The organism is Rathayibacter sp. AY1F9, from assembly GCF_002932155.1.
GTDB lineage: Bacteria > Actinomycetota > Actinomycetes > Actinomycetales > Microbacteriaceae > Rathayibacter.
Genome location: NZ_PSVA01000001.1, coordinates 121,103 through 142,343 on the forward strand (window position 1 = coordinate 121,103; position 21,241 = coordinate 142,343).

Below are 21,241 nucleotides of genomic sequence, written 5' to 3' on the forward strand. Positions count from 1 at the left end.
CGGCCGGAAGGGAGCTGCTACTCCGCGCGCAGGTCGGCCAGCAGCCGGAGCGCGTGCGCGACCTGCTCGGGGCCGCGGACCCGGTAGGAGGCCGCGGTGGTGCCCTCGCCGCTCTTGATGCCGACGTCGCCGGAGCCGAGGACCGCGAAGGCGTCCTCGTCCGTCACGTCGTCGCCCGCGTAGAGCACGGCGGTCGCGCCGGTGTAGCGGCGGAGGTGCTGCACGGCCTCGCCCTTGGTGGTCGAGCGGACCGAGAACTCCAGGACGTTCTTGCCCTCGCGGACGGTGACCCCCTGCACCTCGGCGCGCGCCTCGGAGAGGGCTACGACGTGGGCGACGCGGCTGTGGCGCTCGGTCGCGAGGCGGGTGTGCAGGGCGAAGCCGGCGGGCTTGTCCTCGATCCAGACGTTGTCGATCCCGCGGGCGATGCCCTTCAGGACGTCCTCGAGCACTCCCACCTTCTCGAGCTCGTCGTCGTCGAGCCGGACCGCGTCCTCCTCGGGGTCGAGGCGGATCTCGATGCCGTGGGAGCCGACCAGCAGCGCCTCGTCCGGCAGCTGCGAGACCTCCTCCAGGCTCCCGAGCGCCCGGCCGGAGACCAGCGCGACCCGGGTGCCGGGGAGGGCGAGGAGCCGCAGCACGGCCTCGCGCGCCTCGGGGAGCGCCCGCGCGCGGGCGGGGTCGTCGACCTCGGGCGCGAGGGTGCCGTCGAAGTCGAGGGCCACCAGGAGCCGTTCGGTCGCGGCGAGCTCCCGCAGCGCCGCCGCGAGCCGCTCGGGCACTCCTTCGCTCATCGCGCGCCGCCGTCGAGCTCGCGGTCGTCGGCGGCCTCCCGCTCGAGCTCGGCCGCCTGTCCGTGGGCCGCGTCGTCGCGGTGCTCGGCCTCCTGGCCGTGCGGCGCCTCCTGCCCGCGGGCGGCGGGCCGCACGTCGAGCTGCTGGCCGGCCGCGTGCTCCGCGAGAGCGGAGAGGAACGACTCGGACCAGCGCGCCACGTCGTTCTCGAGCACGCGGCGACGGAGCGCGCGCATGCGCCGGGTGCGCTCGACGCGCGGCATCCGCGCCGAGGCCTCCATCGCGTCCTTCAGCCCCGAGATGTCGTGCGGGTTCACCTGCACGGCCTGCTTGAGCTCGTCGGCCGCTCCGGCGAACTCGCTCAGCACGAGCACGCCGTCGTTGTCGAAGCGGGACGCGACGTACTCCTTCGCGACGAGGTTCATCCCGTCGCGCAGCGCCGTCACGAGCATGACGTCGGCGGCGAGGTAGAGCGCCACCATCTCCTCGCGCGGGTAGCCGTGATGGAGGTAGCTGATCGCCGGGTGCCCGAGCGTGCTGTAGTCGCCGTTGATCCGGCCGACCTGCAGCTCGATGTCGTCGCGCAGCTGCCGGTAGGTGTCCACGCGCTCGCGGCTCGGGCTCGCGACCTGCACCAGCACCGCGTCCTCGGAGGTGAGGCGGCCGTCCGCCAGGAGCTCGCCGAAGGCCTTCAGGCGGTGGCCGATCCCCTTGGTGTAGTCGAGCCGGTCGACGCCGAGCATGATCGTCGCGGGGTTGCCCAGCTCGGCGCGGATCTCGGCGGCGCGGGCCTGGATCTCGGGGGTGCGCGCCATCGCCTCGAACGACGCGGAGTCGATCGAGATCGGGAAGTGCCGGGCGACGACCGGGCGCACGCTCGCCCCGCGCCGCGAGCGGTTGACGCGGCGGGTGCCGCCGACGGCCTCCTCCTCGACCGGGACCTCGACGACCGTGCTGCGGGTGTCGTAGCCGAGCAGGCGCCGGACCGCGCGGAGGAAGCTGCCCGCGTCTCCCTGGCGCTGGAAGCCGATCACGTCGGCGCCGAGCAGGCCCTCGACGATCTGCCGGCGCCACGGGAGCTGCGCGAAGATCCCGTAGGGCGGGAACGGGATGTGGTTGAAGAAGCCGATCGTGACGTCGGGCCGGAGCTCCCGCAGCATCTTGGGCACGAGCTGGAGCTGGTAGTCCTGCACCCAGACCACGCCGTCCTCCTCCGTCACGGCCGCGGCCGCCTCGGCGAAGCGCTGGTTGACCCGCACGTAGGCGTCCCACCAGTCGCGGTGGTAGGTCGGGGGCGCGATCACGTCGTGGTACAGCGGCCAGAGCGTGTCGTTCGAGAAGCCCTCGTAGTAGTCCTCGAGCTCCTGCGCACTGAGGGCGACCGGGACGATCTGCACGCCGTTGTCGACGAACGGGGCGACCTCCTCGTCGGCCACGCCGGGCCAGCCGACCCAGGCGCCCTCGTTCGCACGCATCACGGGCTCGAGCGCGGTGACCAGCCCGCCGGGCGAGGTCTTCCAGGAGGCGGTGCCGTCCTCGGCCACGACGCGGTCCACGGGGAGGCGGTTCGAGACGACCACGAACGCGTTGCGCTCGGTTCCTCCCGAGGTCCCGGCGTCGGTCCTGTCAGCGGCGGAGGAGGCGGAGGCGGAGTGCGGAGGAATGGTGGTCCCTTTTCGTCGGTCGAGCCGTCGTCGTGCCCGTCGAGGCTATCAGCCGGCCCCGCTCGGGGGACGGGGGATCAGCCCTGCACGAGGGCGAGGGCGAGCGTCGCTCCGCCCACCGTCGGGACGACCGCGACGAGTCCGAGGAGCGCGTACTGGCGCCACGAGACGTGCACGCCCAGCGCGGTCAGCCTCTGGTGCCAGAGCAGGGTGGCGAGCGAGGCCCACGGGGTGATCAACGGTCCGGCGTTCACGCCGATCAGCAGGGCGACCAGGCGGAGCGGATCCGCCGCGGCGGGCTCGAGGGCGAGGTAGGCGGGCAGGTTGTCGACCAGGTTGGAGGCGACCGCGCCGGAGCCGGCGAGGCGCAGCAGGTCGAGCGTCCCGCTCCCCTCCCCCGCGACCACGGCGAGCGCCGCGCCCAGCCCGAGCTGGTGCGCCGCCTCCATCGCCACGAAGAGGCCCGCCGCGAAGACGACGAGCTGCCACGGCAGGAGGGCGGGCGTGAGCGCCGCGGGACGGCGCACCGCGAAGAGGACGATCAGCGCGACCGCGGCGACCGTCGCCGGGATCCACACCTCGAGGCCCGAGACGAGCGCCGGCAGGAGCAGCGCCACGACGGTCCCCGCGCCGATGAGCAGCACCCGGTCCTCCACCGGCGTCCGCTCCCCCGGGGTGTAGCGCCCGGCCAGCTCGCGCCGGTAGCGGATCGCGAGGATCAGCACGGGCACGACGGCCGCGACGAGCGCGGGCACCGCGGTCAGCGCGGCGAAGGCGAAGGGGCCCTCGACCCCCAGGCGCCGCTGCGCGAGCAGGTTGGTGAGGTTCGAGACGGGGAGGAGGAGGGAGGCGCAGTTCGCCAGCCAGACCGTGGCCATCGCGAACGGCAGGGGCGGGACGCGCACGTGCGCCGCGAGCAGGACCACGACCGGGGTCAGGAGCACGGCGGTCGTGTCGAGCGAGAGGAACACCGTGCTGACGACGGCCATCGCCACCACCAGCAGCCAGAGCACCGCGGTCCGCCCGCGGCCCCACTCGGCGGAGCGCTCGGCGACCACGGTGAAGACGCCGGCCTCGGAGGCCAGCTCGGCGACCACGGTCACCGCGACCACGAAGCCGAGGATCGGCGCCGTCCGCTCGACCAGCTCGCCCAGCGCGTCCATCGGGAGGACCCCCGTGACGACGGCCACCGCCCCGACGACGAGCAGCACCGCCCCGATCACAGCCGTGCGCATGTCGTTCCCGTTCTCCTCGGCGTGCCCCGGCTCGAGGATTCGGGTCCCGGCGGCGGTCCACCGTAGCGGGACAACCCCTCGGTGCTGTCAAGCGTTCCTCTGAGAGCTTTCGCACCCGCTAGCGTCGGGGTGAACACGGGAGGCACACGCATGCGCAAGTTCATCCTCAACTCCAGCGTCATCAGCGCGATCGTCGGCGGCTGGTCGATCCTGCAGACCACGCGCAAGGGCCCGCGCGACTGGCGCCTGGCCCTCCAGTGGGTCAGCTGGGCCATCTCGGTCACCGTCGCCCTGGGCTCCGTGTCCTACGACTCGAAGGAGATCGTCAAGGAGGAGCGCGGCAAGAAGGGCGACCGCTAGGCCCTCCTGATGCGCCGCCTCCCCGCGGGGCGGCGTGTCAGCCGGTCTCCCGACCCGATGGCGGCGACACTGTTCCCAGTCGCTGCCGGCACGGGAAACGGGGTTCGTCATGAGGTTTCGTCTGAGGCGTCGCAAGCCGGCCCCCGATGTCGTCGAGGAGGCCCCCGTCCTCACGCAGGACGAGCTCTTCGCCGTCGTCCACGAGCGCCTCGCGGCCTTCGTCGGATCCGAGGGCGCCTGGGTCGTCACGCGCCGCAGCCACGACGACCGCGACCCGATCTTCCACGGGATGCTCGCGCGCTCCCTCGCCCACGAGCTCTCCGCCGCCATCCAGGAGGAGCAGCTCCGCGCCGGCGCCGAGCGGACGTCGTCCCCGGTCACCGAGGCGATCCCCGCGATGCGCGCCTCCACTCCCCCGGTGGAGCCGGCCGCCCTCACCTGGGAGCCGAAGCCGATCGCCGTCTGGGCGGAGCCGGCCCCCGCCGACGTCGCCGTCGACACCCCCGTCGCGACCCGCTCCTGACCCGAGCGGTCAGCCGGCGGGCTCGCCCTCCGGCCGACCCGACGAGCGACGTCGCCCTTCCCGCTGATCGAGGAGGCGGCACCGCCGCCGTCCCGAGATCCCCCGTAGCCGACCCTCCCCCGGCCGCCCTTCAGAGCGTCGGCCAGCTCCCGGGGCCCTCGCTGCCCGCCGGGTACTCGTCGAGCGGCACTCGATCCGCGTGCCACGCGTCGATCGCGGGCTGCACGATGCGCCAGCACTCCTCGGCGGCGTCCCCGCGGACCGAGAGCGACGGGTCGTCGTCAAGGATCCCCGAGATGACCTCGCCGTACGCCAGCAGCTCGCCCGCGCCGAAGGTCGCCTCCAGCGAGGCGCGCTCGAGCGTGTACGGGTCGCCGGGGCCGTTGATGTTCAGCTCGAGCGACATCTGGTCGGGCGCGAGGAACAGCCGCAGCACGGACGGCGCCTCGGTGCCCACGAAGCCGCGGGGCAGGTGCGGCACCGGCTTGAAGCGGATGACCACTTCGCGCCGCCGCTCCCCGAGCGCCTTGCCGGAGCGGAGGGTGAACGGCACGCCTGCCCAGCGCCAGGTGTCGATCTCGACGACCAGCTCGGCCAGCGTCTCGGTCCGGCGAGCGGGGTCCACGCCCTTCTCGTCCGCGTAGGCGGGCAGCTCGCGTCCGTCGATCGTCCCCGCCGTGTAGCGGGCGCGGCGCGAGCTCGCGGCGGGGTCGTCGCCGTGCAGGCGGGTGGCGCGCAGGACGATCGACTTCGCGTCCCGGAGGTCGGCCGCGTCGAGCGAGGACGGCGGCTCCATCGCGATCACCGCGAGGACCTGCAGCAGGTGGCTCTGGATCATGTCGGTCAGCGCGCCCGCGCCGTCGTAGTAGCTCGCCCGCCCCTCGAGGGCCAGCTGCTCGTCGTAGACGATCTCGACGCTCTCGATGTGCTCGGCCGACCACAGCGGCTCGAGGATCCGGTTCGCGAAGCGCAGGCCGAGCACGTTCATCACGGTCGCGCGGCCGAGGAAGTGGTCGACGCGGTGGATGCGGTCCTCGGGGACCAGCGCGGCGAGGCGCTGGTTGAGGGCGTGTGCGCTCGCCTCGTCGGTCCCGAACGGCTTCTCCAGCGCCAGCACGGTGCCCTCCGGCAGGTCGTGGGCGGCGAGCGCCTCGCAGGCCTTCGCCGCGATCGCCGGCGGGAGGGCGAAGTAGACCGCCACCGGACCGTCGCAGCTCGCGAGCAGTGCGGCGAGCGCCTCCGGATCGGTGACGTCGATCTGCTGGTAGCGCGTGCCGGAGGTGAGCGCGTCCACGCCCTCGCCCTGCGCCTCGACGGTGGCGAAGGAGGCGGTCAGCACCTCGTGCCAGTGCTCCTGGGTCCAGTCCTCGCGTCCCGCGCCGACGAGATGGACCCGCCGGTCGGTCTCGCGGGTCAGCAGCTGGCCGACGGCGGGGAGGAGGAGCCGCGAGGACAGGTCCCCCGTCGCTCCGAGGATGAGCAGGGTCGAGACGGTCTGTGCCATGCGGCTCACCCTACGGCGGCGCTGAAGAGCCCCGCTCCGCCTTGACTGGGAGGCCACAGCCGCACCTGAGAGGATCGCCGCATGGTCTCCCCGATCGAGGACTACGCCGTCCTCTCCGACTGCCGCACGGCCGCTCTCGTCTCCCGCGACGGGGGGATCGACTGGCTGTGCCTGCCGCGCTTCGACTCCGCCTCCGTCTTCGGCGCCCTCCTCGGCGGCGACGACCAGGGGCGCTGGTCGCTGCGGCCGGTGGACGGGGAGGCGACGAGCGAGCGCCACTACCTCGGCGACACGCTCGCGCTGGTCACCCGGTGGACGACTCCCACCGGCGTCGTCGAGGTGGTCGACGTGATGCCGCTGCGCGACGAGCGCGCCGAGCTGGTGCGCCGGGTGCGCGGAGTGTCGGGGACCGTCCGGATGCGGCAGGAGCTGCGCATCCGCTTCGACTACGCCCGCACCATGCCGTGGGTGCGGCAGGAGGGGACGGACGAGGATCCGCTGCTCGTCGCCGTCGCCGGGCCCGACGCGGTCGTGGTGCGCGGAGTGCGGTTGAAGGCCGTCGACCACGCCCACGCGGCGGAGTTCGACGTCGACGCGGACGCGGTCGTCGACCTCTCGATGGCGTGGTTCCCCTCGCACCAGCGGGCGCCGAAGCGCCTCGACGTCGACCGCGCGCTGGAGCGCACGCTCTCCTGGTGGTCCGAGTGGGCGTCGGCGATCGACTACGACGGCCCGCACCGCGACGCCGTCGTCCGCTCGCTGCTGACCCTCCGCGCCCTCACCGACGACGAGACCGGCGGCATCGTCGCGGCGGCGACCACCTCGCTCCCGGAGCAGTTCGGCGGCGCCCGCAACTGGGACTACCGCTACGTCTGGCTCCGCGACGCCTCGCTCACCCTGCAGGCCCTGCTCGCGCACGGGTTCGAGCAGGAGGCGCAGAAGTGGCGGGCCTGGCTGCTCCGCGCGGTCGCGGGCGCGCCGGAGGACGTGCAGATCATGTACGGCCTCGCCGGCGAGCGCGACCTGCCCGAGCGGGAGATGCCGAGCCTGCCCGGCTACGACGGCGCCTCCCCCGTGCGGATCGGGAACGCCGCCGTCGACCAGTACCAGGCGGACGTGATCGGCGAGGTGATGGTCGCTCTGCACGAGGCCCGCGTGGCCGGAGTGGACGAGACGGAGTTCTCCTGGCCGCTCCAGCGCGCGCTCCTGGGCTTCGTCGAGACCAACTGGCAGCGGCCGGACAACGGCATCTGGGAGATCCGGGGCGAGCCGCGGCACTTCACGCACTCGCGGGTCATGATCTGGGCCGCGCTCGATCGGGGCGTCCGCGCCGTGCGCGAGAACGGCCTGCCCGGTCCGGTCGAGACCTGGGAGCGCCTCCGCGACGAGGTGCGCGCCGAGATCGAGGCCCAGGGCTTCGACGCCGAGCGCGGCCACTTCGTGCAGTCCTACGGCTCGCCCGAGGTCGACGCGTCGCTCCTCGTGCTGCCGATGGTCGGCTTCGTCCCCGCCGACGACCCGCGGATGCTGGGCACCGTCGCCGAGCTGGAGCGCGTGCTCCTGCAGGACGGCCTGCTGCACCGCTACCGGACCGAGTCCTCGGTCGACGGCCTCGCCGGCGGCGAGCACCCGTTCCTCGCCTGCTCCTTCTGGCTCGTCCGGCAGTACGCCGACTCCGGCCGGATCGACGACGCGCGGACCCTGATGGACCGGCTCGTCGGGCTCTGCAACGACGTGGGCCTCCTCTCGGAGGAGTACGACGTCGAGGGCCGTCGGCACGCGGGGAACACTCCCCAGGCCCTCTCCCACCTCGCCCTGGTACAGGCGGCCGACGCGATCGCGGCAGCCCGATGAGGCGCCGCCGCGTCGTTCTCGCGAGCATCGGCGGAGTCCTCGGAGTCGCGGTCCTCGGCTTCCTCACCTGGAGCTCGATCGTCAGCGGCCCCGACGAGGACGCCCTCGCCCGCGTGCGCGCCGATCCGGCGATCGCGGTCGAGCGCACGGACGACGCGCTCGTGATGACGCCGACCTCGACCGGCGAGCTGGCCGACACGGGCCTGGTCTTCATCCCCGGAGCGAAGGTCGACGCCTCCTCCTACGAGGCGACCCTGGCTCCGTTGGTCGAGGCCGGGGCGACCGTCGTGATCACGCGGCCGATCCTGCACCTGGCCTTCTTCGATCTCCGCTCGCTCGAGACCTTCACCAGCCAGGCCGAGGGCGTCGACCGCTGGCTCGTCGGCGGCCACTCCCTCGGCGGCGTGAAGGCCTGCCAGTGGGCCGAGGACCCGGCGGTGGCGGGCCTGGTGCTGCTCGGCAGCTACTGCGCGAACGACCTCTCGGGCTCCGGGCTCCCCGTCCTCAGTGTCAGCGGATCGGAGGACGGGCTCAGCACGCCGGAGAAGGTCGCCGACGCGAGCGTCCGGCTGCCCTCCTCCGCCGACCTCGTCGAGATCGACGGCGCCAACCACGCCGACTTCGGCTGGTACGGGCCGCAGGCGGGCGACGGCGAGGCGACCATCAGCCACGAGGAGGCGGACGCCCGCATCGCCGAGGCCCTCCTGGGCTTCAGCCGCGAGGTCGGCTGAGTCGCCCGCTCCCGCTTGACCTCGAGCGCACTCGAAGTCGTAGGTTGACGCCATGTCCACCGCCACCGCCGCCCCGGCCGAGCCGGAGGTGCTGTCGATCTCGCAGGTCGCCGCCGTCACCGGTCTCACCGTGCACACCCTGCGCTACTACGAGCGCGCCGGGCTCATGCTCGACCCGGTCGAGCGCGCCTCGTCGCAGCACCGCCGCTACCGGCCGGCCGACGTCGGCTGGGTCGACTTCCTCACCAAGCTCCGCGCGACCGGGATGCCGATCGCGAGGATCCGCGAGTACGCCCGGCTCCTCCGGATCGGGCCCGCCACGGAGCCGGAGCGCCTCGCGCTGCTCCGGACGCACCGCGAGGAGGTCGAGGCGCAGCTCGCCCGGACACACGCCAGCCTCGCTGCGATCGACATCAAGATCGCGGCGTACCAGGAGAGGACCACCCACTGATGAAGACGATCACCCTCGGATCCGACGTCGCCGCTCTCGAGGTCTCGCGCCTCGGTCTCGGCGCGATGGGCATGTCGGCGTTCTACACCGGCGCCGGCACCGACGACGCGGAGTCGATCCGCACCGTGCACCGCGCCCTCGAGCTCGGCGTCACGTTCCTCGACACCGCCGAGATCTACGGCCCGTACACCAACGAGGAGCTGCTCGGCCGCGCGCTGGCAGGCCGCCGCGACGAGGTGGTGCTGGCGAGCAAGTTCGGCATGATCCGCCACCGCGGCGACGGGGGCCGCGGACTCGACGGCTCCCCGGAGAACCTGCGGCTCGCCGTCGAGGGCTCGCTCGCGCGCCTCGGCACCGACCGCATCGACCTCTACTACCAGCACCGCATGGACCCGGGCGTCCCGGTCGAGGAGACCGCCGGGGCCTTCGCGGAGCTGATCCAGGAGGGCAAGCTCCGCGGCTACGGCCTCTCGGAGGCGGCGCCAGCGACGATCCGGCGCGCTCACGCCGTGCACCCGGTCACCGCTGTGCAGTCCGAGTACTCGCTCTGGACCCGCGACCCCGAGGCGGAGGTGCTGCCGGTCCTCCGCGAGCTCGGCATCGGCTTCGTCCCGTACTCGCCGCTGGGCCGCGGCTTCCTCACGGGCAGCATCCGCTCGGTCGCCGAGCTGGGCAGCGACGACTTCCGCCGCGACAACCCCCGCTTCGCCGACGGAGCGCTGGAGGCGAACCTCCGCATCGTGGAGGCCGTCGACCGTGTGGCGGCAGAGGCGGACGCGACCGCCGCGCAGGTGGCGCTCGCCTGGCTGCTCGCCCAGGGCGAGGACATCGCTCCGATCCCGGGCACCAAGCGCGTCTCGCGCATCGAGGAGAACGCGGCCGCGGACGCCCTCGTGCTGACCGCGGAGCAGCTCGACGTCCTCGGCGCGCTCGAGGCCCCCGTCGGCGACCGCTACGCCGACATGAGCTCCGTGAACCGCTGACCGCTCTGCGGGACGCCGCTCGCCGCGCGCACCCCGGGCGCGGCCGTGCGAGCGGCGTCCTCGCAGGAGTCAGTCCCGCGGCGGCAGCTCCCGCTTCGGGGTGTCCCGCAGGTCGATGAGACCTGTGAACATCGCCCCCCGCTCGTTCGAGCGCTCGTCGCCCGAGAACAGGTTGTCCGGGGCGGAGGACCCGTGCCGGCGCGGGGTCGCGGCGCGAGCGGGCTCCCGCTCCATCTCGACGCGCTGACGCGGCAGGGCGACGGGGTCGTTCTCGTGCAGCCACGAGACGAGCCGCTCGCGCACGTAGCAGCGCAGGTCGAAGAGCGTCGGCGCGTCCTTCGCGGTGACGAGCACCCGGATCCGGACGAAGCCGCCCGTCGCGTCGGTCACCTGCAGCACGCTGGTGCGCCGGTCCCAGAGGTCCGTCTCCTCGAGCATGCGGTGCAGCTCGTCGCGCATCTGCTCGGGGCTCACCCGCCAGTCCAGGTCGAGCTCGACGGCGCCGAGCAGCTCGGACCCGGTGCGGGTCCAGTTCTGGAACGGCTGGGTCGTGAAGTAGTTCGTGGGCAGCACCAGGCGGCGGTCGTCCCAGAGGTGGACGACGACATAGGTCAGCGTGATCTCCTCGATCCGCCCCCACTCGGTCTCGACGATCACCACGTCGTCCAGGCGGATGGCGTCACTGAAGGCGAGCTGCATCCCGGCGAAGATGTTCGTGAGGCTCGACTGCGCGGCCAGGCCCGCCACGATCGAGAGCACGCCGGCCGAGGCCAGGAGGCTCGCACCGGCCGTACGGGCCTCGGGGAAGGTCAGCAGCGAGGCGCCGATCGCGATGACCACGACGGCCGCCACGGCGACCCTCCGGATGATCGTCATCTGCGTGCGGAGGCGGCGTGCCCGGCGGTTGTCGGCCGTGTCGGTCCGGTAGCGCTCGGCGCCCAGGTCCTCGAGGAACACGAACAGGGATCCGATCACCCACGCCGCCGCGCCGATCGTGGCGATCTGGAACACCCGCTGCACGAGACCCGGCCAGGGGTCGCCCGACACGGTGGCGGCGAGCGCGGCCCAGACCGCGATGGTCATCAGCAGCACGCGGAACGGGATGCGCAGACGCCGGATCAGCAGGCGCGCCCAGGTCTTGCGCTTGCCGACCGAGCGCAGCACGAGGGCGACGACGGCGGTCGCGACCACGGCGATCACGACCGCGATCACCACGGCGAGCGCGATCGAGCCGATCACGGGGAGGACGTCTTCGGGCACATCGGTCCTTTCTGGAGGGGAAACGGAAGCGAACGGAGATCCTGCCACGCGAACGGGGGTCGGTCCGCATTCTGCGCCGGACACCGTGCGGATGCTCAGGCGCCTGTTGGCGTCGGCGGACGGAGACGTCGACCTCGCCTGGAGCACCGTCGCCCGGACCTTCACGCGGACGGGCATCACCCTGAGCCTGACCGCCGCCGCAGACGACCAGGCCCGGGCCTTAGACGCGCTCGACGTCGGGATCGGCTCCACGAGCGCCGGCTTCCGCGGAGTCCTGCCGCCTTTCGACCCGTCGACCGCCGCACCCTCCAGCGAGTGAGCACGGGCCGGCGCTCCCCCCGCGGGCGCTCCGAGGAGGTCGGGAACGGACTCGGACCGGGAACGACGAAGCCCCGCACCTCACGAGGAGGTGCGGGGCTGGTGGTGCACCCCCTCGGACTTGAACCGAGAACCCACTGATTAAGAGTCAGTTGCTCTGCCGATTGAGCTAGAGGTGCGTTCCGGCCGGCTGATCGTGCGTGCCGAACCGAGGGATCACATTACCAGCGTCTCCCCCCGTCTCGTCAAATCGAGCGCGACGGAACGCCCGCGGCAGCGATCGGAGGCTCCGCGGGACCCACCGGTATCGTGGTCGCGTGACCCCGCAGAGCAGTGACCAGAGCTTCGACGACGACCTCCGACTCGCCCTCCGCCTGGCGGACGCGGCCGATGCGATCTCGCGGGAGCGGTTCGGCGCGCTCGACCTCGTCGTGGACACGAAGCTCGACCGCACCCCGGTCACCGACGCCGACCGCGCCGTCGAGGAGGCGATCCGCGCGCTGCTCGCCGCCGAGCGTCCGGACGACGCGATCCTCGGCGAGGAGTTCGGCACCTCGGGCGAGGCCTCGCGGCAGTGGATCCTCGACCCGATCGACGGCACCGCCCACTTCCTCCGCGGCGTCCCGATCTGGGCGACCCTGATCGCGCTCGCGGTCGACGGCGTCCCCGTCGTCGGAGTCGTCTCCGCTCCCGCTCTCGGCACGCGCTGGTGGGCGGCCGAGGGCTCCGGCGCCTGGGCCGTCGAGCTGGAGGCCGGGGCCGAGCCGCGACCGCTGCGCGTCTCGGGGATCGACACGCTCGCCTCGGCGACCTTCAGCTACAACAGCATTCAGCAGTGGGAGGGCGCGGGCCGTCTCCCGCAGCTGCTCGAGCTCGCCGGCGCCGTCTGGCGCGACCGGGCGTACGGGGACGCGTGGCCCTACATGCTCGTCGCCGAGGGTCTCCTCGACGGTGCGGGCGAGTTCGACGTGAAGCCCTACGACCTGGCGGCCCTGGTGCCGATCGTGCAGGAGGCGGGCGGCCGCTTCACCTCCGCCGACGGGGAGGACGGGCCGTGGCACGGCAGCGCCGTCGCCACCAACGGCCTGCTGCACGACGAGGTGCTCGCGATCGTGGCGCCGCGATGAGGAGCCGGACGGCCGCGCTCGCCTCGGCGGCGCTCCTCCTGCTCCTCTCGGGCTGCTCCTCCGTCGTCGGGCCGGACGGCCCGGAGGCCGTGCGTGACGAGGGCGGCACGGTGGCGACCGCCGGCGTCACCGACGTGTTCTCGCTGCGGCGCGGCGACTGCCTGGCCGACCCGGGCGACGACCGCATCGCCGACGTGGACGTCGTCCCGTGCGCCGAGGAGCACGCACTGGAGGTCTTCCACACGTTCGCGCAGCCCGGAGACCGCTACTCCAGCCGCAACACGCTGCTCGCCCAGGCCGAGGCGGGCTGCGAGCCGGAGTTCGGCGCCGTGATGGGGATCGCCTACGGCGACTCCGCCCTCGAGTACCGCTCGCTCGTCCCCTCCGAGGTCGGCTGGCGCCATGGAGACCGCACGATCGTCTGCGCGGTCCTCGATCCGGCCGACGACTCCACCACCGGCAGCCTCTTCGGCTCCGCTCGCTGACCACGGCTCCGATCGACCCCCGTTCGGCTCATTGACACGCGCTCCGTCGGAGCGCAGGGTGAAGGGACGAACGGCAGGCGCGAGGGGGCGCGGAGACCGGCGGCTCAGGAGTCGACATGCAGGACCGGCACGACCAGGAACCCCCCGAGCGCTCGCGCACGGCCGAGCAGCACTGGGGACCGGCGGACAGCCTGTTCCCGAGGCTCCACCGGCAGAGCTCCCTGCTCGCCGCGGCGGAGGCGGTCGCGCAGGTCGACGGGCCCGGCCCGGGCGACGTCTGGTCGCGGCTCCTGCACGACTACGCCCACGCCTCCGACCGCGTCGTCTCGGTGGACGGCGACGACGAGGCCGCCACGCTCGGCTGGCTGAAGCCGCGCGGTGTGGTCTCGCTGCTGGTCACCGAGAGGTGCGACGACGACGACGCCGCCGAGCACCTGGTGGCCGCGCTCGCCGCGATGAACGCCGTGACCCTCTCCGTGCACGAGGCGCGAGCAGCACGGCTCCGTCCTCTGCTGGACGTGCTGCACCGGCTCCTGCCCGACGCGTTCGCCGAGCTGCCGGTGGACCGCAGCGCCCACTACCCGGCCGGCACCGCCGTCGCCGTGCTGGCGCCGGGCGTGCTCTACCGGGACTGGGCCCCGCCGCAGGCTCTCGCCGGCCCGGCGCACGACGACGACGACCGGCTGGCGATGCTCACCCTCTACGGGCGGATCAGACAGCTCGACGTGCGACCGTCGTGAGGGCGGCGGAGCGGAGCTCCCAGTGTGCGACGACGACCGGTGGTGGAGATGGGGGGAATCGAACCCCCGTCCATCGCTGTGATTCTGCGCCTTCTACGGGTGTAGCCGATGAGAGCGTTCTGCTCGGCCCCGACCGTTACCATCGGCGCATCGGTCGACGGGCCCAGCCCGAGTGCAAGTCCCGCGTCGCCCTCAGGCGTAACGACGCAGCAAGTCCTCTAGATGACGCCAGGATCCGGGGCGAGGACGCACCCACGGGCTGACGGACTATCTACTCTGGCTTAGGCAGCGAGAGCGAAGTCGGTGCGCTTCTGTTCGGCACCTGTGTTTTCCAGGGATCGTTGACGAGATGACCCTGGATCCTCGACCCGCTTCTCGCAGTTTCGCAGGCAATGTCGAAACCGATCATCCCCGCGAGCACTCGACGGCCCGGAGGCCGCTGGAGTGGGTCGTTCGTCGCACACTGTGGAGTTACGGGTCCTAGTCTACCTCAGCTCCGCGGGCGGTCACCCGGCGGCGGCGCAGATCGAGCAGACCCAGCACGAGCGCGAGCGCGATCAGCCCGAGGGTGACGAAGTAGCCGTTGCGGAAGGCGTCGTGGTACCGGTCCAGCCCCTCCGCCATCCCCTGCTCGCTCGCCAGGGTCGCGAAGAAGACGGCGGAGGCGCAGGCGGTGCCGACCGCGGTGCCCACGCGCTGGCCGAGCTGGCCCACGGAGCCCGCCACGCCGCCCTGCGCCGGCGGGATCTCGGCGAGGGTGAGCGTCTGGTTCGGCGACACGACGAAGCCGCCTCCGGCCCCGGCGACGAGCATCGCGGCACCCATGCCGTAGGCGGCGGTCTCGGCCGGGAGGAGCTCGGCGGCGAGCAGCACGAGCGTGAAGCCGATGACCACGAGCACGATGCCGAGCACCACCAGTGCGCGGCCGTAGCGCTGCACGAGCTTGCCGCCGTACCAGGCGGTCACCGCCGAGGTCAGCGCGAACGGGATGCTCACCATGCCGGCGAACACCGGCTCGAGGCCGAGCCCCTGCTGGAGGAAGAGCGTGGTGAGGAGGAAGGTCGCCGGGATCGCGGCGAAGTAGGAGGTCGCGACCAGGATGCCGTTGCGATAGGAGCTGGTCCGGAAGATGCGGAAGTCGATGACGGGCGTCCGCCCCGACGCGGCGTAGTGCGCCTCCCAGCGCACGAAGACGGCGGCGGCGGCCGCGGCGAGCACCAGCCAGAACCAGCGGTAGGGCGAGTCCGAGGAGGAGCCCGTGGTCAGCAGGAACGGCAGCATGAACGCGAAGATCGCGACCGCCAGCAGGAGCAGGCCGACCGGGTCGAGGGACCGGTCTCCCTCGGGCCGCGAGCGCTTCTTCGGGATGAGCTTCCAGGCGAAGACCAGCGCGGCGACGCCCAGCGGGATGTTCATCCAGAACAGCAGGCGCCAGCCGTCCTGCTCGCCTCCGATCGCGATCAGGAGGCCGCCGAGGGTCGGGCCGAAGGCGGTCGACAGGCCGATGGTCGCGCCGAAGACCCCGAAGGCCCGGGCCCGCTCGGCGCCGGTGAACATCTGCTGCACCAGCCCGAGGACCTGGGGCATCTGGATTCCCGCGGCGACGCCCTGCAGGAAGCGCGCGACGACGAGCAGCTCGATCGACGGCGCGAGCGCGCAGAGCAGGCTCGTCACCGTGAACGCGGTCAGCCCGATGAGGAACAGCAGGCGGCGCGAGCGGATGTCGCCCAGCCGACCGGCCGGCACGAGCGCCAGTCCGAAGGCGAGCGCGTAGCCCGCGACGATCAGCTGCAGCTGGCTCGCGTCCGCTCCGAGCGAGCGCTCGATCGACGGCAGGCCGACGTTGACCTTCGAGAGGTCGAGGATCGTGATGGCCGCGACTCCGACGCTCACCGCGAAGGCGCGCCACCGCGTCTTCTCGTCGGCGGCGCTCAGGGCGGCGGGGGCGCTGTTCTCGGGGGAGGTCACGCGCCCCAGTCTCCCAAAGCACGGGGCGCGAAGAAGAGGCTTGCGCGGCACCCGTCGGACAGTGCCCGCCGGGGCCTACTCGCCGAGGCGGCGGCGGGTCGACATCGCACGGTCCGCCTCGCGGCGGTCCTGGCGCTCTCGGAGGACCTGGCGCTTGTCGTAGTCCTTCTTGCCCTTGGCCACGGCAAGCTCGACCTTGGCCTTGCCGTCGCTGAAGTACAGCGAGAGCGGGATCAGCGTGTACCCGCCCTCCTTCACCTTGTTGTGGATCTTGAGGATCTGCGCCTTGTGCAGCAGCAGCTTGCGCTTGCGGCGCGGCGGGTGGTTCGTCCAGGTGCCCTGGGCCCACTCGTTGATGTGGACGGCGTCGAGCCACGCCTCTCCCCCGTCGACGAACGCGTAGCCGTCGACCAGCGAGGCTCGGCCGGCCCGGAGGGACTTCACCTCGGTGCCGGTGAGCACGAGGCCCGCCTCGTAGGTGTCCTCGATGAGGTAGTCGTGGCGCGCCTTGCGGTTGGTCGCGACGACCTTCTGTCCCTGTTCTCTGGGCACGGCTGCTCCTCGGGTCGCGAGCGGATGAAGGGGGCGGGCATCGTCGGGGCGATGCACCGGTGGGCCGCCCCGAACGGGACAGCCCACCAGTATACGTCCGGTCCGGGATCAGACCCGCAGGTACCGCGCGATCGCGACGTTCGCCGAGACGGCGGCCAGGACGATGCCGACCACGATCAGGATCGGCACGACGATCAGAGCGTCGTCGAGTCCCACGAAGGAGGTCAGCGGGATCCGGTACGCCAGGAACCCCTGCACGAAGACCTGCACGATGGCGACTACCGCGACTCCCGCGAGGATCGAGCCGACCAGCGCGGCGAAGACCCCCTCGAGGATGAACGGGGTCTGGATGAACCTGTTCGAGGCCCCCACGAGCCGCATGATGCCCAGCTCCCGTCTCCGCGAGAACGCCGAGAGGCGGATCGTGGTGGCGATGAGCAGCACGGCCGCGACGAGCATCAGGACGGCGATGCCGATGGCCGTGTAGCTCGCCGCGTTGAGTATCGAGAAGATCTGGTCGAGGTACTGCCGCTGGTCGGTGACGCTCTCGACTCCCGAGACGCTCGACAGGCTCTCCACGATGACGTCCGACTGGGTCGGGTCCTTCAGGTTGATCCAGAAGGTCTGGTTGAGCAGGTCGGGAGTGACGTACTCGGCGACCGGGTTGCCCGCGAACTGCTCCTGGAAGTTCGCGTAGGCCTGGTCGTGGTCCTCGAAGTAGGAGCGGTCGATGTACGGCGCGAGCGTGGCGCCCTCGAGCTGGCCCTGCACCGCGTCGATCTGCTCGGCGGTGGCGTCGGAGCCGCTGCAGTTCGAGCCGCCGGAGGTGGCGGTGCACATGTACACCGCGACCTGCGCCTTGTCGTACCAGAAGTTCTTCATCTGGCCGATCTGCATCTGGAGCAGGATCGCCGTGCCGACGAAGGTGAGGGAGATGAAGGTCACCAGGATCACCGAGACGACCATGGAGACGTTGCGCCGGAGGCCGCTGGCGACCTCCGACCAGATCAGTGCGAATCTCACTTGACGGGTCCTACGTTCTGCTGGTCGTCGCCGGTCTCGTCGCCCTCGCCCGCGTGGGCGCGGAGGCCGAGGCGCGCGGCGAGCGACTCCTCGGGCAGGGCGCCGGTGTCGGCGGGGAGGAAGATCGGACCGGTCTGGCTCTGCAGCTCGACGACGCGCGGGGCGGCGGCGGGCTCGGCGGCCGGCTCCGGCTCGCGCTCCGGCTCGACGGCGGCGGAGCGGCGGCCCTCGGGGACGCGGGGCTGGGCGGCGGTCTGCGAGAGGCGGGCCGGCTCGGGCGGCGGGGCCGGGGCCTCCTGGCGCAGGTCGATCTCGGGGACCTCGGCGGGCGCGAGCTCGCTGTCGATGATCGCCGGGGGCGCGGGCTGCTCGGCGACCGCGTGGTCGTCGGCCGCCACGACCACGACGCCGTCGTGGACGACGGTGATGCTCTCGGTCTGGCCGTAGCCGCCCTGGCTCTCGTCGCGGACGATGCTGCCGGCCGAGAGCTCGATGACGCGGCGCTTCATCTGGTCGACGATGCCGGCCTCGTGGGTCGCCATGATCACGGTCGTGCCGCCCGCGTTGATCCGCTCGAGCAGCGCCATGATGCCGGCGCTCGTGGTCGGGTCGAGGTTGCCCGTGGGCTCGTCGGCCAGCAGGACGGCCGGCTTGTTGACGACGGCGCGGGCGATCGCCACGCGCTGCTGCTCGCCGCCGGAGAGCTCGTGGGGCAGGCGCGACGCCTTGCCCGCGAGGCCCACCATCTTGAGCGTGTCCGGGACGGCCTCCTGGATGTAGCCCTTCGACTTGCCGATCACCTGGAGGCTGAACGCGACGTTGTCGAAGACCGACTTGTTCGGCAGCAGCCGGAAGTCCTGGAACACGACGCCCATGTTGCGGCGGAAGTACGGGACCTTGCGGCTCGAGATCTTGCCGAGGTTCTGCCCGAGCACGTGGATCGACCCGGAGGAGGGGCGCTCCTCCTTGAGGATCAGGCGGAGGCAGCTCGACTTGCCGGAGCCGGAGGCGCCGACGAGGAAGACGAACTCGCCCCGGAGGATCTCGAGATCGATGGCGTTGAGGGCGGGTCTCGTGCCGCCCCGATACTGCTTGGAGACGTTGTCGAAGCGAATCATGTCGGTACGAGGGTAAGCGACGATCCCGAAGAGTCCGCCGAGGGGGCGCGCGGCGCGTCGGTGGGGACGCGCCCGCGCCGCGCTAGGAGGACTTCCGCCAGCGGATCCCGGCGGCGATGAAGCCGTCCAGGTCGCCGTCGAACACGTGCGAGGGGTTGCCGACCTCGTGGTCGGTGCGCAGGTCCTTCACCATCTGGTACGGAGCGAGGACGTAGCTGCGCATCTGGTCGCCCCAGCTCGCGGTGATGGTGCCGGCGAGCTCCTTCTTGGTGGCCGCCTCCTGCTCCTTCTGCAGCAGCAGGAGCCGCGACTGGAGCACGCGCATCGCCGCGGCGCGGTTCTGGATCTGGCTCTTCTCGTTCTGCATCGACACGACGGTGCCGGTGGGCAGGTGGGTGAGGCGCACCGCGGAGTCGGTGGTGTTCACCGACTGGCCGCCGGGGCCGGAGGAGCGGAAGACGTCCACGCGGATGTCGTTGTCCGGGATCTCGATCGCCCCGGCCTCCTCCATCAGCGGGATGACCTCGACCGCGGCGAAGGAGGTCTGGCGCTTGCCCGCGGCGCCGAAGGGGCTCATCCGCACGAGGCGGTGGGTGCCGGCCTCGACCGAGAGCGTGCCGAAGGCGTAGGGGGCGTCGATCTGGAAGGTGGCCGACTTGATGCCCGCCTCCTCCGCGTAGCTGGCGTCCATGACGGTCGCCGCGTACTTGTGCTTCTCGGCCCAGCGGAGGTACATGCGCATGAGCATCTCGGCGAAGTCGGAGGCGTCGACGCCGCCCGCTCCCGCGCGGATGGTGACCACGGCGGGTCGGTCGTCGTACTCGCCGTCGAGCAGGGTCTGCACCTCGAGCTCGCCCATGACCTTCTGGAGGGAGGAGAGCTCGGCGATCGCCTCCTGCTCGGACTCGGCGTCCTCGGCCTCGTTCGCCATCTCGACGAGCACCTCGAGGTCGTCCAGGCGCCGGTCGATCGCGGTGATCCGCGCGAGCTCGGACTGGCGGTGGCTGAGGGCGCTGGTCACCTTCTGCGCGTTGGCCGTGTCGTCCCACAGGTCGGGGGCGCCGGCCTGCTCGCTGAGCTCGGCGATCTTCGAGCGGAGACCTTCTACGTCGATGACGGCGCGGATGTCGGCGAAGGTGGAGCGGAGAGCAGTGATCTGCTCGGTGAAGTCGTTGTCCAGCATGGTGCGTCCAGACTACCGGGGGCCGGGGGCCGCCCTCCGGCCCGGGCGTACCCTGGTGACGGTGACCAGCACCGCTCCGCGCCCCTTCCCCGTCGGGCCGCTGCTGCTGTCGACCTTCCTCCCCACCCTCCTCTTCTCCATCGGCGAGGGGGCGATCATCCCCCTCCTGCCGGCCGCGGCCGGCGACCTCGGCGCGACGCTGGCCCTGGCGGGCCTCGTGGCGGGGATGATCATGATCGGCGAGCTGGCGGGCGACATCCCCAGCGGCTGGATCGTCTCGCGGATCGGCGAGCGCGGCGCCATGCTCGGAGCCTCGGCCGCGTCGATCCTCGGGCTCGTGGTGTGCCTGCTCTCGACGTCGTGGGTCGGGCTGACGATCGGCGTCTTCGTGATCGGCCTCGCGACCGCGGTCTTCGCGCTGGCGCGCCACGCGTTCATGACGTCGTTCGTCCCGATCACGCACCGCGCCCGCGCGCTCAGCGCCCTCGCCGGGGCGTTCCGCGCCGGCTGGCTGATCGGCCCGTTCCTGGCGGCCGGGGTGGTGCACCTCACCGGCTCCGTCGAGTCCGTCTTCTGGGTGCACATCGTCTGCTGCGTGGCGGCGGTCGTGGTCCTGCTGCTCGTGCCCGACCCCGCGACGGTGCTGCGGCGGGCGCAGGCCGCGGCCGACCGCGCCGCTCCGGAGGACGTGGTCGCCGCGGAGGCGTCGGCGACCGTCCCGGAGTCGCCGCAGTCGCTGCTCGGGACGCTGCGCGAGCACCGCGGGGTCCTCGCTCGGATGGGGACCGGCGCCGCCGTGATCGGGGCGCTGCGGGCGAGCCGGACGCTGATCCTCCCCCTCTGGGCGGTGAGCATCGGGCTCGCCGAGACCGACACCGCGATCATCATCGGCATCGCCGGCGCGCTCGACTTCGCCCTCTTCTACGCCGGCGGCCAGCTGATGGACCGCTTCGGCCGGGGCGCCACCGCGATCCCCTCGATGATCGGCCTCGGGCTCGGCCACCTCGCCCTCGCCGCCTCGGTGCTCGCCCTCGATCCGGTGCCCTGGTTCGTCGCCGTGGCCTGCGTGCTCGCGGCCGCGAACGGCATCGGCTCCGGGATCCTGATGACCATCGGCGCCGATCTCGCGCCCCCGGCCGATCCGGCCCCGTTCCTCGGCGCGTTCCGCTTCACCGGCGACGCGGGCAACGCCGCCGCCCCGATCGTCGTGTCGGCGCTCACCGCCCTGATCTCCCTCCCCTTCGCCGCCGTCGTGATGGGGGTGCTCGGTCTGGGCGGAGCGGGGGCGCTCGCCCGCTGGATCCCGCGGTACCTCCCCCGGGCGGCCTCCCGCGGCTGAGGCGCGGGGCCCTCCTCCTACACTGGAGC

Annotated in this window: 21 protein-coding genes, 1 tRNA gene and 1 other RNA gene; 11 read left to right on the forward strand and 12 right to left on the reverse strand. The window is 72.5% G+C overall.

The window, feature by feature from the left end:
• Nucleotides 1-17: 17 nt before the first annotated feature.
• The 3 genes from otsB to C5C37_RS00605 all read right to left on the reverse strand — a co-directional run bounded on the left by otsB (nt 18) and on the right by C5C37_RS00605 (nt 3,693).
• Nucleotides 18-794, reverse strand: coding sequence for a trehalose-phosphatase (gene otsB, locus C5C37_RS00595; RefSeq protein ID WP_104262689.1), 777 nt, complete (start codon nt 792-794; stop codon nt 18-20).
• On the reverse strand, nt 791-2,374 hold the full coding sequence (locus C5C37_RS00600) for a trehalose-6-phosphate synthase (protein WP_104250140.1): 1,584 nt from the start codon (nt 2,372-2,374) through the stop codon (nt 791-793). The genes otsB and C5C37_RS00600 overlap by 4 nt, the downstream gene beginning before the upstream one ends.
• A 161-nt stretch (nt 2,375-2,535) precedes the next feature.
• Nucleotides 2,536-3,693, reverse strand: coding sequence for an SLC13 family permease (locus C5C37_RS00605; protein WP_104338260.1), 1,158 nt, complete (start codon nt 3,691-3,693; stop codon nt 2,536-2,538).
• 150 nt (nt 3,694-3,843) lie between these two features.
• Here C5C37_RS00605 and C5C37_RS00610 point away from each other — a divergent pair, with 150 nt between their 5' ends.
• Nucleotides 3,844-4,053: a hypothetical protein gene (locus C5C37_RS00610; RefSeq protein WP_104323738.1), complete on the forward strand. Its 210-nt coding sequence runs from the start codon at nt 3,844-3,846 to the stop codon at nt 4,051-4,053.
• Nucleotides 4,054-4,162: 109 nt separating this feature from the next.
• Nucleotides 4,163-4,576: a hypothetical protein gene (locus tag C5C37_RS00615; protein WP_104338261.1), complete on the forward strand. Its 414-nt coding sequence runs from the start codon at nt 4,163-4,165 to the stop codon at nt 4,574-4,576.
• 130 nt (nt 4,577-4,706) lie between these two features.
• Here the strand turns inward: C5C37_RS00615 and C5C37_RS00620 are convergent, their stop codons facing one another.
• Complete coding sequence (locus C5C37_RS00620; protein ID WP_181127335.1) at nt 4,707-6,080, reverse strand: glucose-6-phosphate dehydrogenase; 1,374 nt, start codon at nt 6,078-6,080, stop codon at nt 4,707-4,709.
• An 81-nt stretch (nt 6,081-6,161) separates the two neighbouring features.
• On the opposite strand from C5C37_RS00620, the gene C5C37_RS00625 reads away from it, so the two are divergent.
• From C5C37_RS00625 to C5C37_RS00640, 4 genes are read left to right on the forward strand one after another with little or no spacing between them, the layout of a single operon-like run.
• The gene (locus C5C37_RS00625; protein WP_104223549.1) at nt 6,162-7,934 is read left to right on the forward strand and encodes a glycoside hydrolase family 15 protein; all 1,773 of its coding nucleotides are present in this window, start codon (nt 6,162-6,164) and stop codon (nt 7,932-7,934) included.
• Entirely contained in the window at nt 7,931-8,665 is a 735-nt protein-coding gene (locus C5C37_RS00630; RefSeq protein ID WP_104338262.1) for an alpha/beta hydrolase, read from the forward strand. Before C5C37_RS00625 ends, C5C37_RS00630 begins: the two co-directional genes overlap by 4 nt.
• Before the next feature lie 52 nt (nt 8,666-8,717).
• Entirely contained in the window at nt 8,718-9,116 is a 399-nt protein-coding gene (locus C5C37_RS00635) for a MerR family transcriptional regulator (protein WP_104223551.1), read from the forward strand.
• Nucleotides 9,116-10,099 (forward strand): aldo/keto reductase, encoded by a 984-nt coding sequence (locus C5C37_RS00640; RefSeq protein WP_104226238.1) that lies wholly within the window; start codon nt 9,116-9,118, stop codon nt 10,097-10,099. Before C5C37_RS00635 ends, C5C37_RS00640 begins: the two co-directional genes overlap by 1 nt.
• Before the next feature lie 69 nt (nt 10,100-10,168).
• On the opposite strand, the gene C5C37_RS00645 is transcribed toward C5C37_RS00640, so the two are convergent.
• Nucleotides 10,169-11,359 carry a mechanosensitive ion channel family protein gene (locus tag C5C37_RS00645; RefSeq protein ID WP_258065817.1) on the reverse strand — a complete coding sequence of 397 codons (1,191 nt, stop codon included), beginning with the start codon at nt 11,357-11,359 and terminating at the stop codon, nt 10,169-10,171.
• Between the two features lie 91 nt (nt 11,360-11,450).
• Here C5C37_RS00645 and C5C37_RS17300 point away from each other — a divergent pair, with 91 nt between their 5' ends.
• Nucleotides 11,451-11,678, forward strand: a complete 228-nt coding sequence (locus C5C37_RS17300; protein ID WP_181127348.1) for a hypothetical protein — start codon at nt 11,451-11,453, stop codon at nt 11,676-11,678.
• 102 nt (nt 11,679-11,780) lie between these two features.
• Here the strand turns inward: C5C37_RS17300 and C5C37_RS00650 are convergent.
• Nucleotides 11,781-11,856 (reverse strand) — tRNA-Lys (locus C5C37_RS00650).
• A gap of 138 nt (nt 11,857-11,994) precedes the next feature.
• Here C5C37_RS00650 and C5C37_RS00655 point away from each other — a divergent pair.
• The 3 genes from C5C37_RS00655 to C5C37_RS00665 all read left to right on the forward strand — a co-directional run bounded on the left by C5C37_RS00655 (nt 11,995) and on the right by C5C37_RS00665 (nt 14,029).
• On the forward strand, nt 11,995-12,804 hold the full coding sequence (locus C5C37_RS00655) for an inositol monophosphatase family protein (protein WP_104223554.1): 810 nt from the start codon (nt 11,995-11,997) through the stop codon (nt 12,802-12,804).
• A complete protein-coding gene (locus C5C37_RS00660; RefSeq protein ID WP_104223555.1) occupies nt 12,801-13,289 on the forward strand; it encodes a septum formation family protein in 489 nt (162 codons plus the stop codon). The genes C5C37_RS00655 and C5C37_RS00660 overlap by 4 nt, the downstream gene beginning before the upstream one ends.
• Nucleotides 13,290-13,405: 116 nt before the next feature.
• Nucleotides 13,406-14,029, forward strand: a complete 624-nt coding sequence (locus C5C37_RS00665) for a hypothetical protein (protein WP_104226969.1) — start codon at nt 13,406-13,408, stop codon at nt 14,027-14,029.
• A 40-nt stretch (nt 14,030-14,069) separates the two neighbouring features.
• On the opposite strand, the gene ssrA is transcribed toward C5C37_RS00665, so the two are convergent.
• The 6 genes from ssrA to prfB form a co-directional block, all read right to left on the reverse strand.
• Nucleotides 14,070-14,442: a transfer-messenger RNA gene (gene ssrA / locus C5C37_RS00670) on the reverse strand.
• A gap of 67 nt (nt 14,443-14,509) precedes the next feature.
• Nucleotides 14,510-15,997 (reverse strand): MFS transporter, encoded by a 1,488-nt coding sequence (locus C5C37_RS00675; protein WP_104223557.1) that lies wholly within the window; start codon nt 15,995-15,997, stop codon nt 14,510-14,512.
• Between the two features lie 75 nt (nt 15,998-16,072).
• Nucleotides 16,073-16,549, reverse strand: a complete 477-nt coding sequence (gene smpB, locus C5C37_RS00680) for an SsrA-binding protein SmpB (protein ID WP_104223558.1) — start codon at nt 16,547-16,549, stop codon at nt 16,073-16,075.
• 108 nt (nt 16,550-16,657) lie between these two features.
• Nucleotides 16,658-17,572, reverse strand: a complete 915-nt coding sequence (ftsX, locus tag C5C37_RS00685) for a permease-like cell division protein FtsX (RefSeq protein ID WP_104223559.1) — start codon at nt 17,570-17,572, stop codon at nt 16,658-16,660.
• A complete protein-coding gene (gene ftsE, locus C5C37_RS00690) occupies nt 17,569-18,690 on the reverse strand; it encodes a cell division ATP-binding protein FtsE (RefSeq protein ID WP_104233202.1) in 1,122 nt (373 codons plus the stop codon). The genes ftsX and ftsE overlap by 4 nt, the downstream gene beginning before the upstream one ends.
• Before the next feature lie 82 nt (nt 18,691-18,772).
• A complete protein-coding gene (gene prfB / locus C5C37_RS00695) occupies nt 18,773-19,873 on the reverse strand; it encodes a peptide chain release factor 2 (protein WP_104223561.1) in 1,101 nt (366 codons plus the stop codon).
• 61 nt (nt 19,874-19,934) lie between these two features.
• Between prfB and C5C37_RS00700 the strand changes: the two genes are divergently transcribed.
• Nucleotides 19,935-21,212 (forward strand): MFS transporter, encoded by a 1,278-nt coding sequence (locus C5C37_RS00700; RefSeq protein WP_258059482.1) that lies wholly within the window; start codon nt 19,935-19,937, stop codon nt 21,210-21,212.
• Nucleotides 21,213-21,241 lie beyond the last annotated feature (29 nt).

What these genes read in the sequence shown, in the direction of transcription:
- C5C37_RS00615 (WP_104338261.1), top strand. Translation starts at nt 4,163, where the DNA reads ATGAGGTTTCGTCTGAGGCGTCGCAAGCCGGCCCCCGATGTCGTCGAG.
- ftsE (WP_104233202.1), bottom strand. Translation starts at nt 18,690, where the DNA reads ATGATTCGCTTCGACAACGTCTCCAAGCAGTATCGGGGCGGCACGAGA.
- C5C37_RS00630 (WP_104338262.1), top strand. Translation starts at nt 7,931, where the DNA reads ATGAGGCGCCGCCGCGTCGTTCTCGCGAGCATCGGCGGAGTCCTCGGA.
- C5C37_RS00610 (WP_104323738.1), top strand. Translation starts at nt 3,844, where the DNA reads ATGCGCAAGTTCATCCTCAACTCCAGCGTCATCAGCGCGATCGTCGGC.
- C5C37_RS00620 (WP_181127335.1), bottom strand. Translation starts at nt 6,080, where the DNA reads ATGGCACAGACCGTCTCGACCCTGCTCATCCTCGGAGCGACGGGGGAC.
- C5C37_RS00625 (WP_104223549.1), top strand. Translation starts at nt 6,162, where the DNA reads ATGGTCTCCCCGATCGAGGACTACGCCGTCCTCTCCGACTGCCGCACG.
- prfB (WP_104223561.1), bottom strand. Translation starts at nt 19,873, where the DNA reads ATGCTGGACAACGACTTCACCGAGCAGATCACTGCTCTCCGCTCCACC.
- C5C37_RS00635 (WP_104223551.1), top strand. Translation starts at nt 8,718, where the DNA reads ATGTCCACCGCCACCGCCGCCCCGGCCGAGCCGGAGGTGCTGTCGATC.
- C5C37_RS00660 (WP_104223555.1), top strand. Translation starts at nt 12,801, where the DNA reads ATGAGGAGCCGGACGGCCGCGCTCGCCTCGGCGGCGCTCCTCCTGCTC.
- C5C37_RS00605 (WP_104338260.1), bottom strand. Translation starts at nt 3,693, where the DNA reads ATGCGCACGGCTGTGATCGGGGCGGTGCTGCTCGTCGTCGGGGCGGTG.
- C5C37_RS17300 (WP_181127348.1), top strand. Translation starts at nt 11,451, where the DNA reads ATGCTCAGGCGCCTGTTGGCGTCGGCGGACGGAGACGTCGACCTCGCC.
- C5C37_RS00640 (WP_104226238.1), top strand. Translation starts at nt 9,116, where the DNA reads ATGAAGACGATCACCCTCGGATCCGACGTCGCCGCTCTCGAGGTCTCG.
- otsB (WP_104262689.1), bottom strand. Translation starts at nt 794, where the DNA reads ATGAGCGAAGGAGTGCCCGAGCGGCTCGCGGCGGCGCTGCGGGAGCTC.
- C5C37_RS00665 (WP_104226969.1), top strand. Translation starts at nt 13,406, where the DNA reads ATGCAGGACCGGCACGACCAGGAACCCCCCGAGCGCTCGCGCACGGCC.